The organism is Duganella sp. (assembly GCF_039595735.1).
GTDB lineage: Bacteria > Pseudomonadota > Gammaproteobacteria > Burkholderiales > Burkholderiaceae_D > Rugamonas.
Genome location: NZ_JBCNLB010000003.1, coordinates 1 through 13,967, shown reverse-complemented (window position 1 = coordinate 13,967; position 13,967 = coordinate 1). Strand labels below are relative to the sequence as shown.

General features: G+C 64.5%; 9 protein-coding genes. 2 read left to right on the top strand and 7 right to left on the bottom strand.

Annotated features, from left to right (window positions below):
- Positions 1 to 10 precede the first annotated feature (10 nt).
- A complete protein-coding gene (gene tssH / locus ABDW57_RS07495; RefSeq protein WP_343729584.1) occupies positions 11 to 2,689 on the top strand; it encodes a type VI secretion system ATPase TssH in 2,679 nt (892 codons plus the stop codon).
- A 17-nt stretch (positions 2,690 to 2,706) separates the two neighbouring features.
- Here the strand turns inward: tssH and ABDW57_RS07490 are convergent, their stop codons facing one another.
- Genes ABDW57_RS07490 through ABDW57_RS07460 form a run of 7 tightly spaced genes read right to left on the bottom strand, consistent with a single transcriptional unit; the run spans position 2,707 to position 12,891 of the window.
- Positions 2,707 to 3,642: an alpha/beta hydrolase gene (locus ABDW57_RS07490; protein ID WP_343729583.1), complete on the bottom strand. Its 936-nt coding sequence runs from the start codon at positions 3,640 to 3,642 to the stop codon at positions 2,707 to 2,709.
- A gap of 22 nt (positions 3,643 to 3,664) precedes the next feature.
- Entirely contained in the window at positions 3,665 to 4,762 is a 1,098-nt protein-coding gene (gene tssA, locus ABDW57_RS07485; RefSeq protein WP_343729582.1) for a type VI secretion system protein TssA, read from the bottom strand.
- Between the two features lie 9 nt (positions 4,763 to 4,771).
- Positions 4,772 to 5,536, bottom strand: a complete 765-nt coding sequence (locus ABDW57_RS07480) for an OmpA family protein (RefSeq protein ID WP_343729581.1) — start codon at positions 5,534 to 5,536, stop codon at positions 4,772 to 4,774.
- Positions 5,537 to 5,539: 3 nt separating this feature from the next.
- Positions 5,540 to 6,526 (bottom strand): type VI secretion system-associated protein TagF, encoded by a 987-nt coding sequence (gene tagF / locus ABDW57_RS07475; protein ID WP_343729580.1) that lies wholly within the window; start codon positions 6,524 to 6,526, stop codon positions 5,540 to 5,542.
- On the bottom strand, positions 6,523 to 10,551 hold the full coding sequence (gene tssM / locus ABDW57_RS07470; protein ID WP_343730003.1) for a type VI secretion system membrane subunit TssM: 4,029 nt from the start codon (positions 10,549 to 10,551) through the stop codon (positions 6,523 to 6,525). The genes tagF and tssM overlap by 4 nt, the downstream gene beginning before the upstream one ends.
- A 28-nt stretch (positions 10,552 to 10,579) precedes the next feature.
- Positions 10,580 to 12,037, bottom strand: coding sequence for a hypothetical protein (locus tag ABDW57_RS07465; protein WP_343730002.1), 1,458 nt, complete (start codon positions 12,035 to 12,037; stop codon positions 10,580 to 10,582).
- A 14-nt stretch (positions 12,038 to 12,051) separates the two neighbouring features.
- Positions 12,052 to 12,891, bottom strand: coding sequence for a M15 family metallopeptidase (locus ABDW57_RS07460; protein ID WP_343729579.1), 840 nt, complete (start codon positions 12,889 to 12,891; stop codon positions 12,052 to 12,054).
- Positions 12,892 to 13,040: 149 nt separating this feature from the next.
- On the opposite strand from ABDW57_RS07460, the gene ABDW57_RS07455 reads away from it, so the two are divergent.
- A complete protein-coding gene (locus ABDW57_RS07455; protein WP_343729578.1) occupies positions 13,041 to 13,826 on the top strand; it encodes a hypothetical protein in 786 nt (261 codons plus the stop codon).
- Positions 13,827 to 13,967 lie beyond the last annotated feature (141 nt).

Sequence of the window (13,967 nt, the reverse complement as noted above, 5' to 3'; positions counted from 1 at the left end):
GGATAACAATATGAGCATCAATCTGAAAACGCTGATCGGCAAATTGAACGACACCAGCCGCGCCGCCGCCACGCGCGCTGCCAGCCTGTGCGTGTCGCTGGGCCAGTATGAGGTCGACATCGAACATTTGTTCCTGGCGCTGCTGGAGCAGCCCAAGAGCGACGTGGCGGTCATCGCGCGCCAGTGCGACATCAGCATCAGCCAGCTGGAGGCCGATCTGCGCGCGGAAGTGGGGCGCTTCAAGAACGGCAATACGCGCACGCCGGTGTTCTCGGCGCGCTTGCCCAAGCTGTTTGAAAATGCCTGGCTGATTGCCTCGCTGGATTTGCAGGACGATACCCAGGCGCAGATCCGAAGCGGCCATCTGCTGCAGGCGCTGCTGACGGATACCGAGTTGTCGCAGCTGGCGGCACGCAGCTCCAAGCTGTTTGCGCGCTTTGACCTGGAACAGATCAAGCACAATCTGGACAAGATCACTGCGGGCTCGGAGGAAACGCCGGTGGCCAAGCCGGCTGCGGCAGCGGGCGAGGGGGGCGATCCGGTCGGTGAACTGCAAGCGCGCGCCGCCAGCAAGACGCCTGCACTGGACCAGTTCACCACCAACCTGACGCAGCGCGCGCGCGACGGCAAGGTCGATCCTGTGATCGGCCGCGATCTGGAAATTCGCCAGGCCATCGATATTCTGATGCGCCGCCGCCAGAACAATCCTATCCTGACCGGCGAGGCCGGCGTCGGCAAGACCGCCGTCGTGGAGGGCCTGGCGCTGCGCATCGCGCAGAACGACGTGCCGGATGTGCTGAAGGGCGTGGAGATTCACACGCTGGACATGGGTTTGCTGCAGGCCGGTGCCAGCGTCAAGGGCGAATTTGAAAACCGCCTGAAGAACGTCATCGACGAGGTGAAGAAAAGCCCGCACGCGATCATCCTGTTCATCGACGAGGCACACACCATGATCGGCGCCGGTGGTCAGGCAGGCCAGAACGATGCTGCCAACCTGCTCAAGCCTGCCTTGGCGCGCGGAGAATTGCGTACCATCGCCGCCACCACCTGGGGCGAGTACAAGAAGTATTTTGAAAAAGACGCCGCCCTGGCGCGCCGCTTCCAGGTCGTGAAAGTGGAAGAGCCGAGCGAGGAGCTGGCGTGCGCCATGTTGCGCGGCATGGCGCCACTGATGGAAAAGCACTTTGGCGTGCGGGTGTACGACGAGGCCATCACCGAGGCGGTGCGCCTGTCGCATCGCTACATCATGGGGCGTCAGCTGCCGGACAAGGCGATCAGCGTGCTGGATACGGCGTGCGCCAAGGTGGCGCTGGGACAGAACGCGACACCGGCCCGCATCGAGTCGCTCTCGCGCCAGATCGAGCGCATCGACGCCGAGGCGGCAGCGCTGGAGCGCGAGCAGGCCGAAGGCGGGGCCGCACCGACCGCGCGCCTGCAAGAGTTGCGCGAGTCGCGCGCTTCGGCGGATGAGCAGCTTAAGGCGCTGTCGGAACGCTGGGAGCGCGAGAAAGCGCTGACTGCCGAGATCATTGCCGCCCGCGCAGCCGCGGTGGCGCCGGCGGAAGGCGGCGAGGCTGCGGAGGGCAGCCCGCGTGGCGGCCAAAGCCGCGATATTCAAGCCATGGTGGCCGAGCTGCGCGAACTGCAAGGCGAAACGCCAATGGTGCCGGTACAGGTGGATGGCCACGTGGTGGCGGAGATCGTCGCCGGCTGGACTGGCATCCCGCTCGGCAAAATGGTCAAGGACGAAATCAAGACCGTGCTGCGCCTGACGGAGAGCCTGGAGCAGCGCGTGCTGGGCCAGCCGCATGCCATTGAAGCGGTGGCGCAGCGCGTGCGCACGTCGCGCGCCAACCTGGACGACCCGAACAAACCGAAAGGCGTTTTCCTGTTCGTCGGCCCGTCCGGTATCGGCAAGACCGAGACCGCATTGGCGCTGGCCGATACGCTGTACGGCGGCGAACGAAAACTCATCACCATCAACATGAGCGAGTACCAGGAGGCGCACAGCGTCTCGGGCCTGAAAGGCTCGCCGCCGGGTTACGTGGGCTACGGCGAAGGCGGCGTGTTGACCGAAGCCGTGCGCCGCAATCCTTATAGCGTGGTGCTGCTGGATGAAGTCGAGAAAGCCCACCCGGACGTGATGGAGCTGTTCTTCCAGGTCTTTGACAAGGGCGTGATGGACGACGCGGAAGGGCGCGAGATCGACTTCAAGAACACCATCATCATCCTCACCTCCAACGTCGCTTCGGGCACGATGATGCAGGCCTGCCTGAACAAATCACCGGAAGAACTGCCGTCAGTGGAAGAACTGGAACAGCTGATCCGTCCAGCGCTGATGAAGCAATTCAAGCCAGCCTTCCTGGGTCGCTTGAAAGTGATTCCGTTCTATCCGATTCCGGACGATGTGCTGGTGGAGATCATCAAGCTCAAACTGGGCAAGATCGAGCGCCGCATCTCCGTCAATCACAAAGCGGAATTCAGCTACGACGAAGCGCTGGTGGAAGCGGTGCTGGCGCGCTGCACGGAGGTGGATTCTGGCGCCCGCAACGTGGACAACATCTTGAACGGCACGCTGCTGCCGGAGATCGCGGAGTCGGTCCTGGCGCGCATGGCGGAAGGCGCGGCGATCAGCAAGATCAAGGTGAGCGCCAACAAGCAGGGCCAGTTCAAGTACACCGTCAAATAAGCCTCGGCAGCGGGCGATCAGGGAATCGGAGTTGGCAGGACTCCGATCTCCTTGAGCCAGTTTTCAACCAGCGTTGGCCATGCCGAAACAGGGTGCTCCTTGTCCCTCAGACCGAAAGCGTGCCCGCCTTTGGCAAAGAGATGAACCTCGGCCGGCACGCCTGCTTGATCAAGTGCCTGTGCGTAGAGCGTGCTATTGCAGACTGGATCGACGGGGTCATTCCAGGCCTGCAAAAGGAATGTCGGCGGCGTTTGCTTCGTGACGTGAATGCTGCGATCGAGCGTGCCGCCAGCGCGGCACAGGTGGCCGGGGTAAAGCGCAATGGCAAAGTCAGGGCGGCTGCTTAACTTGTCGATCGCATCGACAGGCTTGTAAGTCAACGTAAAAATATTGCTGGTCTGGGCAACCAGATAGCCGCCCGCAGAGAACCCGATCACGCCGATTTTACCGGCATCGATATTCAGTTCACTTGCCTTCGAACGGACCAGCCGAATGGTTCTTTGCGCGTCCTGCAACGCACGTGGAATCTTCGGCGTGACGTGGCATTGGCATTTCTCGTCCCAGTAGTGGTTCCCTTTCGGGACGCGATACTTGAGCAGCACGCAGGTAATGCCGCGTGAGGTGAGCCAGTCGCATATTTCAGAGCCCTCCAGATCCATGGCCAGGACCTTGAAACCGCCGCCGGGGAATACCACGACCGCCGCACCGGTATTCTCGCCTTTGGGCGCGTACACCGTCATGGTAGGCTGGCTGACATCACGGACCTGCGCCCATCCTCCGTGACCTTCAGCAAAAGCAAGCGATTCAGCCTTCGAAGCCGATATCGCGTCGGGCACCGCCCCGGGCCAGATCGCAACCTGAATCTGCCCCTGTGCCGGCTGCCAAATTTGGGCATTTGCCGTAACACTGCTGATCAACAGAATACATACCAGCCAGAAGACAGACAAACGCATGGACAGCTCTTTCAAATGACGGCTATTCCGTTGGCGGAACGCCTAACAGTTCTTCGATGTGCGCCAGCGAGGCCTGGTCTTTGACGACAGAACGCAGCCATGTGTGCAGGTCTTGTTCCGCCGCCGCCGCGGCTTTGTCGGCAAAGTAGGATGCAGGGCTGTGCGGCTCGCTGCGACGGAAAAATTCCGCCACCGCCCGCAACTGCGCTACCGCTTGCGCGCGATTGCTGATGACGCCCGGTTGACCCAGCGCCGCGCCACCCAGCGTACCATATCCGTCGGCTGCGCCACCGGTTTGGCCAGTCCCGCCGCCCGCAGTCTGGCCGTCCGCTCCCCAAGCTCCAGCGTTAGTGGCGCCTGCGCCTGCATTGCCATGGGCGTTCGCGCTGCCGGCCGCCTGCTGCGGCGCCGGCATCACGTGCAGCATCGATTTCACCGCGTCTCGCGCAGCGGCGAAGCCGGGACTGTCATTGCCCAGGTGGGCGTCAGCCACGCGCTCCAGCTGTTCCAGCGCCTCGATGCAGAACTGCGCATCGGCGCGGAACGTCGACGCGAACTGGGTCGAGTTATTGCGTTTCGCGGTTTCCAGATCCGCCAGCCGTGGCGCGCGGTTCTGCAGGGCTTCGTCGCCGCTGGATGCACGCTTGCGCGCTTCTTCAAAGTCGATGGTGGAATAGTCGCCGTTCTCGGTCAGGCCGATCTCGCGCACCAGCGCCGGCGTGCGCGCCAGTATCCAGCTCAGGTTGCCGATGCGCTGGTCGTTGTCGCCATCCTCCGCCTGCGGGTACAAGCCGCGATCCCAATACTGGTCGCACAGACCGGCCAGCAGCAGATAGCCTTCGCCCAGCCCGCGTAGTTGGTGCACGCGTGCGCCGGCCTCGGTCAGCCAGACGCCCAGACGCAAATCCTTGCTGGCGGTTTTCAGCAAATGCGCGCAGCGGTCAACCACGAATGGCCAGTCGGCCTCCTTCAATTCAGTCACCCATTCGCCCTGGTCCAGCGATGGATCGTCAAACTTGCGCGCCTGCGCGATAGCGTCCAGTTCAGGGGAAAAGGACAGGTCGCTGCCAGCGGGCTGGCTGTCGGAAATCGGTTCTAAAAGCTCTTGTGCGGAATACATAGTGTCCTCTTACTGCGCCATGCGGAATTCGATGCGGCGGTTGCGCGCTCGGCCTTCAGCGGTGTCGTTGCTGGCGATAGGCCGGTCCGGTCCCTGGCCGCTGGCCGTCAGCAGGTCGCCGTTGATGCCATGGCTGGCCAGATAGGCTTTGACCGCCTCCGCGCGCGCCTGGCTCAGTCCCTGGTTGGTGGCGCGCAGGCCGGCGCTGTCGGTGTGACCGATGATATCGACCTTGCGGTTATTCAGCTTGCGCAGGGCCACCACCATTTCATCGAGAATGGCTTTGCCGGTTGGCGTCAGCTCCGCTTTTCCGCTTTCGAATTCGACGATGCGGTTGGCCAGCGCGCTATCCAGCACGCCCTGATCGGCGGCCGAGACGCGCAAGCCGTTATTGACCGTGTAGGTCGGATTCAGGCTGGTGGCGATATTGCTGGCGATACGTTGGCGTACCGCCTCGTTGCCCACTTCGCCGCGTAGGCTGACGGTGCTGCCGTCGATCTTGAGCTGGCCGCGGCTGATCTGCTTCAGATCCGGCGTGATCAGCTTTTGCACGTAGCTGTTCCAGTTGGCTGGCGTGGCCACCTTGTCGATCGAGATCTGGTCCACCACCTTGTCGGCGCCGTAGACTTCGCGCAGCTTGGCCAGCACGGCGGCTTTGCTGGCCTCATCGGGCAGGGTGCCGGCAGCCAGCACCTGACCCGGTTGCGGTGCGTTGGCCTGTGCGCTTGCGGCGCCGGCTGCCAGCAGCAAACTGGTAAAAATGAGAGTACGCATGATTCAAGTTCCGATAAATGCCGCGCTGACCGAGTCCAGCGCGGATTTGAGTGACAGGGAAGGTTGCGACAAGTAGGTCGATAGCTTTTTGACGGCGTAGTCGCTGTCCGCTTGTTCTTCCACCCAGTCCAGTTGTTCAAACGCGATTTGCCGGTCCTGCGCCGCGTGCGGGTCCATGATGCCGTGCAGCGTTGCCGGCGAGGCGCCGCTGAAGCCCACCAGCAGCACCGGTTGTTCGTGCAGGCGCGTGAGGAACAGCGCTAGTTCAAAGTCGGCGCGCGCCAGGAAAGGCGTGATCAGCTGCAGCCAGAACGAGGCCACCAGGTTGCGGTACATCGGGTCTTGCGGCAGCGGCAGCAGCAGGGTTTTATCGAGGCGGCTGGAACTGCTGGCCAATACCGGCTGCAGCAGCATGCCCAATGCCAGCAGGACTTGCCGCGACGAGCCTTTGAAGCCGGCCTGCGCCAACATGGCATCCAGGCCGCCGACGGTTTGCAGTTCAAGGAAGTCGTCGAAGCTGGCCTGATAGGCAGCGCTGCGCAGATCCAGTTCGATCGCCTCGCTGGCCGCCAGTTGCAGCGGCACAGTGGGATCGCCGGCGGCGACCACGCTGGTGCTCAGCGTCGCCAGCCGGTTCCACAGGCGGTTGAACACCATCGGCGCGCTGGCGACGAAGGTCGATGGTTCCGGCACTTCCACGCTGCTGGTCATCAGGAAGGGGAAGCGGCGCGACGATTGGTCGCTGCTGGCGACGATGTGGCCAGCGATCGCATGTCGGCGGCGTGGGCCGACGAAGGCGAAGTGCAGCGGCGCGACGGCGTCGTAATTGAGCTTCCAGCGGGCGTCGGCGCTCATCAGGTCCATGGCCTGGGCCAGCCAGTCATCCAGGACCTTGATGAGGGCGGGGCTGTCGCCGCCTTTGACGAAGTCGCCGCGTCCCGGCACCTTGCCGAAGTAGCCGATGTTGGCTGTGGTGGCGCCGCGGCTCATGGTTGTGCTCCTGCGGTGCGGATTGGGTTCGTGGCTGGCGGCACCGGCATGGTGGCCGGGGCCGGGCCGGATGGCGGTGTTGGCGGGCGGACTGGCGCAGGCGTGCCCGGTGCGACCGCGCCTGGCGCTGTACCCGTTGCCGGCCTTGGCGTCCCTGCGGCGTTGCCTGGTGCGGGCGCGGCCGGCGCCGCGCCAAGCGTGGACGGCACTGCTGCCGGGGCGGCAGGCGTGGCCGGATCGGCCAGCGCGGGTGCGGGTTGCGGCGCGGCGACCGTCACCATGTCCGGCAGGCGCAGTCGCTTGAAGCCGGCCGATGCCGGCGCAGCTTGTGCCTGCACCGGCGGCGCCGTGGTGCCGACGATTTTCAGGTTGGCCGTCACCGCCACGCCGGCGTTATCCCAGGTCAGCTCGAACGCGCCATTGTCCTTGCGTTTGCGCTTGGCCGCATCGATCATTTTCTTCAGGCCGAAGTGACCCGGCTCGTTGAAGATCACCACGCTGCGGCCTTCCGGTGTAATGGCGGTGATCTTCGCGCCCGGTACGCCGGCAGGATTCGGCCACGCCATGTGCACCCAAGGCTGCGGCTGGCCGCGCCAGCGCAGGGCCTGGCCATCGATCTCGATGGTGAATTCGGTCGCACTGACCGCGCCCAACGCCTGCAAATCGAAGTTGGTCTGGCCTTCGCCGCCGCTGGAAGCTGCCGCATTGGCGACGCCATTGGCGGCCAGCGGCGCAACCCAGCCAGGGAAGCTGGCCACCACCGGTGGCGCCAGGTTGATGCCCATGTTGGCCCAGGTGCGCGCGCTGACCGTGTCGCCACGGCGCACCACCAGCGGACCAAGCGTGGTGTTGAAGAACTTGGCGATGGCGCCATCCGGGCCGAACACCACGCCGATTTCGGCGTTGCTGGCTTCCGCCTTGGACTCGGTGGCGAACGGATATTTCATGGCCAGGGTCTGGCGGAATGGTTGCAGCACCTGCGCCGCCCACACCTTGTTGATCTCCACCTCGGTCGGCTGCACGATCACGGCAAAGCTCTGGATCAGCGGACGCACCAGCAGCGGACGGATGGCGGCTTTCTGCGCATCGGTCATCCCGGTCAGCATTTGCTCGTCCACGTATTTCAGCGCGTCGGCCAGCTCGGAGCCGCTGCCATCCAGCGTTTGCTGCATCAGCTGTTTGGCGCCGGGGCCGGGATCGCCCTGGTTCTTGATCTGGTTGAAGCGGCCGCGCAGCTTGGCCAACTGCTCCATGTAGCCGCGCATCAGCGACGCATCCTTGTCCTTGGCCACCACCAGGCGCGCCACACCGGAGAACTCGCGGCCCACGGGACCGAGCGGCAGGGCGGCGTTCTGCACGCTGCCGCCGCTGACGTTGATATTCACCTGCGACGGTTTCTGGCGCAGGATGGTCTCCTTGAACCAGCCGGCCACGCCGCGCTGGGCGCGTTGCAGGCCGGCGTCCAGCAGCGACGGATTGTCCCACGAGGTTTGCTCGTAGACGCTGTTCATCAGCTTGTTCAACGGCGAAGTTTGCGGATCGCCCAAGCGGTTCATGGCATTTGCGGCCTGGTCGAAGCTGGACAGATCACGTACCGTCACGCCCTGCACGAACTTCTGCCATTCACGCGCGTAGTCGTTCTTGTACAGGTCCACCAGCGATTTCTGGATTTGTTCCGGGCTGCCTTCCAGCGTCAGATCATCCTTGGACGAGGTTTTCAGCACCCAGTCCGCGCTTTGCAGCTCGCGATTGGCCGCTTCGCGGAAGGCGTCCTGCACGAAGCCCTGCCAGGCGGCGCGGGTAAAGCTGCCCGGTACGGCGTAGCTGCCCAGCACCAGCTCCTTGTCCTGATCGCCCACAATGGAGGCCACCGTCACCGCCGGGAAGCGGGTAGCGGCGCGCGCCTTGACGTCGGCATACACGCGTTCACGCGCCGGCATGCCACGCACCACGCGGCGCAGGTTGTCGCGGGTCTGGTCGACCAGCGTCAGGCGGTTGTCGATCTGCGGCCACGAAGTGTCGTTGACCTGCGCGAGGTAGAACGAAATCATGCGCTCGGCGCTGCGGATCAGCTGCTCGCGCGGCATGCTGCCACGGTTGGTGTCCAGCCACACGCGCCAGTAGCGGGTGATCTGGTCGTTGAGGTGGCCGGCTTCGGCGCGCGATTTATCGCCCAGCATCAGGTAGGTCTTCAGCGCATTGTAGGCATCTTCGGCATCGGTCGGCGACGCATCCTTGAATTGCTGCGCGCTGTTGTTGATGGCTGCCGCTGCCTCGTCCCGCGTGGCGTTAGGCGGTACCGAGGTGCTGCCGGGGGAGGCGCTCACCGGGCGGGACATCGGCTGCAGCTGCGCGGCGTTGTTGTTGACTTCCGCAAGGAAGGCTTCCAGCGTCTGGCCGACGGGCTTGAGCATCACTTCGCGCACACCGTTGAAGTATTCCTCGCGCAGCTTGCGATCGAGCAGCGTGCCCTGGTACAGGCCAAGACTCAGCGACAACGGCCGGTCCTCTTCATATTTATCCAGCTGCTCGATGCGGTCCTGCAGGATCTCCAGCGCGGCAAAGCGCGATTGCAGATCCATGGATTTTTCCTGCACCTTGATGGCCTGGTCCAGGTCCGCCTGCACATTGGCCACCAACTGGCGGTTGTTCATGTAGGACCAGCTCCAGCCGGCCAGCGCCAGGCCGGCAAAGGCCGTGGCGGCGAAGAAGGCGATATAGCGCATGCGCATCTTGGCCGGGCTGGCGTATTGCGCCACCAGATCCTTGTCCGCGAAGATCACTTTGCGGAACAGGTTAAGCAGGAAGTAGCCTTGCTGCTGGTGGGCTTCCTCGTGCTCGGACGGTTTCAGTTGCAAGTCGAAGCGCTGCGCCACGCGTTGCGACGAGGCGGACACGGTTTCGCCTTCCTGCAGCGCGCTGGTGAAGTAGAAGCCGCGGAATACAGGCTTGAACTGGAACGGGTTTTCTTCAAACAGCGTGGCGATGAAGGTGCGCAGCGATGGCTTGACCGAGCTGAATTCCAGCGGGAAGGTGAACACGCCGGGCGGCATGCGCTCGCGCCATTGCAGCGCCATGTTGGCCGCGCTCAGGTCCTTCAGACCCTCGTACAACTCGTCGAAGCGGGCGTCGAACTGGTTCAGCACTTCCTCGCCGCTGGTATTGCGGCTGTAGGGCAGGGTGGCGCCCCAGACCTTGTCGCGCTCACCGCGCTCGGCGTCCTGGAAAAATTCGTTGAAGCCGGTGATCAGGTCGGCCTTGGTGAACAGCACGTAGACCGGCGCGTGCACTTCCAGGCGCTCGGTCAGTTCCTGCACACGCTGGCGCAGGTTCTTGGCCAGATTGATGGCGAACTCCGGCCGGTTGCGCGTCAGCTCCGCCACGCTGACGGCGATGATGATGCCGTTGATCGGCGCCTTCTTGCGGTATTTTTTCAGCAGGTCGAGGAACCCGAACCACTCGGCGCGGTCGTCATCGACCACCGAGTAACGGCCGGCGGTATCAAGCAGGATGCCGTCGGTGGTGAAGAACCAGTCGCAGTTGCGGGTGCCGCCCACGCCTTGCACGATTTTGCTGTCCGCGAAGGGGAACTGCAGGCCGGAGCTGGCGATGGCCGTACTTTTGCCCGCCGCCGGATTCCCGATGATCATGTACCACGGCAGTTCGTACAACGCGGCGTTGCCGGAGGTCTGACCCAGCTTGGAATTCTTGATGGTGCCGATGGCTTCCAGCATGCGCGTGCGCAGCGCCTCGGTTTCCTGGCGCGTGGCCGGATCCGCTTTCACCGGCTTGTTGGCCTGCTGTTCCAGCATGTCGCCCAGGTGGCCGGCGGCGCGCTGGGTCTTGCGGTAACGCCAGTACCAGACGGCGGCGCCAAACAGCAGCGCCACCACCAGCACCGTCCACGGCACGGAAGCGGGCCACTGCAGCAGGGCGCTGGTGACGAAGAGCAGCGCGGCAAACGCCAGCCAGCCGATGACAATCAGCGTGCGGCGTTGGGTCAGAAACAGCCAGAATTTTTGCATCATGATAGGACTCGGTTACTAAAGTGTGTCAGGCCGCATGCGCCGGGCGCAGGAGCGCGGCGTAGCGGCGGTAAGGATCTTCGTTGCTGATGCAGAGCACCGGTGCTGCACGTTCCTGCGCTTCGGCGCCGGCCACGGCCAGCGCGGTCAGCCAGGTGACGGCGCCGCAGCTGCCGCAGCTGGCGCCGACACTGATGACATCCGCGCCGGGATCGAGTTGCGGCGCGGCGGCTGTAACCACGTGCATTAACTCGGTGACACGGCTGGTGCGGTGGCCGGTGTCGGCGGCCACCAGGGCAATGGCGTCGCCGTTCACTTGCGCTGCTTGCAGCGCGTGGTGGACAGCGTCGGTCAGGCAGGAATCGGTATCGCGACGGACTTCGTCGGCGGAAGCGTGGCGGCGACCCTGGTGCAGGGCTTGCAGCACAGCGCCTTCAACGCCAAGTGCCGTGGCAGTGCTGGCATCGGCCAGCAGCACGCCGGCCGCGCCTTCGCCGGGAATGCGGCCTTGCGGGCTGCTGGCGGTGTACAGCGCGTTTTGATTGGACAGGCGGCTGATGGCGGCATCGCTCAAATGCGAGCCAGCAGCCACCAGCAGCGCGAGACAAGGGCGCGCAGCGTCGCCGCATTGCTGTAGCAGGGCGGCCAGCACGGCGCCCGCCTCGCTGTCAGCCGGTGTGGCGCCAACGGTTTGCGCGACCGGCGCGAGCAGCGCTTGCGGCCAGCCCGCTTCGATGGCGACATGCCGCAGCCATTGTGCTGCGAGTTCGCGCTGCTGCGGCTTGAAGTCCTCGGCCCAAAGCGGCAGCAGATGCAGCGGCGGCGGCGCTGGCGCGACGACTGCATTCGGTGCGAGACGGCCTTGCTGGCGCGCTTGCTGTTGTTCTTCCCACGCGCTCAAGTCGGCGTGCATGGTGGCTTGCGCCGCCAGTTCCGCCGTCACGGCGCTGGCGGCGGCGAGGGCGCGCCATTGCGCCAGGTCGAAGCGCGGATCGTCCAGCTGGCGCGCGCGGCGCCACAGGTCGAGTTCTTCGCGCAGCGCGGCATCGCCGGCGTCCGGCATGCGGGCGCTGAGGATGGGATAGCCGTCGTCATCGTACAGCTCACGATCCAGGCTGGGACGCGCCTGATTGGCGGCCAGCGCTGCGCGCAATTCGGCCACGCTGCTGCCATGCGGCGCGCGCACAGCGCTGGCGGCGATGGTCAGGCCCGGCGGCAAAGGCGCATGGGCATTGGCGTCGGCAGCCTGCGCGCCAGTGCCCGCAGCGGCGTCCGGCGCCGCCGGCGTCGCTGGCGCGGTCACGCGCGCCCACGCCTTGCGCGCCAGCCACCAGGACGATAGCAGCAGCACCGGCAGTACCAGCAGGTACAGTACCAGTTCACTGGTGGCCGGCATGCGGTTGGTCTCGCGCCAGAACCAGATCGCGCCGCCCCAACTGCCGCCGAACGCGGCGGTGGTCAGGGCTATATTACGCAACCAGAGCATCACTCCATGTTCTCCTATTGTTTCATCACGCCGGGCCGGCGCAGTTCCGTGTGCCCGAAATCCATCATCTTCCAGCGCCCGCCCCAGGTCAGGCCGAGCGACTCGGCAACCTCGCCGTACAGCTGATAGCCGCGCATGGCCCAAGGGTCGCGCTCCGAAATCACCAGCTTGCCGTCGCGCAGGAAAGCGCAGTCGGCGGCCAGACCGTACTGATGCCAGCTCTGGAAGGCAGCGGCATTGGTCACGCCCGAACCCATCGCGGCCAGCGTGTTCTGGCGCTCGGGGCTGCGGTAGCCTTCCAGCAGCGCCATCTCATAGCCATATTTTTCTTTCATGATGCGGAAGGCCATCAGCAGCCGCTGCGCGTAGACGCTGTCCAGCAGCGCCCAGTCACGGCTGGCCGATACCAGCATCGGGCGCTCCAGCTGGACTTCGGCAGTGGTGAACACCAGCGGCGGCAGGGCAGGCGGCGGCACCAGCTGCTCGCCGGCCAACAGTCCGGCCACCTGCGTGTTGACCTCGCGGGTGGAGGCTTCGTAACCGTTCAACGTCGGTTTGCCAGCCAGCAGGAATGCGGCCAAAGGCGGCAGGCACAGCAGCGCGAGACCGCCCAGACACAGCAGATAGTGCTCGCCAAAAAAGTCGCGCAGACTGCCGGCGGTGGCATTGCCCGAGCGGCGCAGCGCATCGATGCCGCTGCGCTGACGTTCGGCGGCGCGCCCCAGTTTCTGCTGCAGGCGCGCGCCGGCGCCGGCCAGCGCAGCCAGCACAAACTCGCGCCCGGACGGGAACAGCACCATCCAACTGATGAGGCAAGCCAGCAAGAAATACAGAGTTACCGCCAGTAGGAACACATTGCCCTCAAAGTCATTAAATGTCTAAAAAGCATTGCTTTGGAGTATATATTAGAGTTATGACAAGCCTGCGCACGATTGAAACTAGCCGTGCGGCATGATTTCTTTGAATGTCGTAAAGTGATGCGAAATTAATAAGGGAGCTAATTTTGCAAGGTGAAGAAAAACGCCCATCGTCCAGTGGTCGCCCGAGTCTGCTGTCGGCGGAACCACAGGCCGATGCCGCCCGGCCCAGCATTCTGGACGGGTTGGAGCGCCATCCGGCCGCCGCGGCCGCGACGGCCAAGAAGCGTGGACGCAATAAACTGGCGCTGCGAGGCGCCATCGTCGGTGCGCTGGCTCTGGGCGCGGGCGTGATTGCCTGGCTCAGTCTGGAATCCAATCCGCCGCTGAGCTTGCCGCCAGCCAGCCACGCCGTTGCGCCGGCCGCAGAGCGTGCAGTGGTGGCTGCGGCAGCACCTGCTGTGGCCCCGGCCGCCACCATCGTTGAAGAAACCACCGCCGTCAGCGTGCCGATCAACGATACCCGCTCCCTGAAGGAAGTGCTGAACGACACGCCGCCCAAACCGCCGAAAGATGAGCTGACCGCCGCGCTGGAAAAACCGCACGCGGCGCCGGCCAAGCCTAAGCTGGCGGAGCACAAGAAAGCGGAGAAGCCAGCCAGAAAGCCCGTGCAAGTGGCGAAGAAGGCCGAGACCAAGCCGAAAGCGCCGCAGGATAATGATGTTGCCCTGCTGGCCGCGCTGATGACCCACGTCCAGTCCGCCAAACCATCCAAGGAACCATCGACGCCGGCCTACCAGCTCAAGCAATGCAGCCGGATGAACGACGCCGGCGCCGCCCAGTGCCGCGAGCACCTGTGCGCGACCACCGCCCGCAAGGAACCTGAGTGCAAACAGCAGCCGGTGGCGGTGAAAACTGCTGCCGAATCATGAGCACCGCGCTGATCGAACAAATCACCACCGCCCTGGCCCAGTTTTCCAGCGCTACCCGTTTGTATGAATTGACCTTGGATGGCGACGGTGGCGCCGACCTCGGCGCGGGCGGCTTGCTGGTCGAGGCGTTTGCCGCGGACG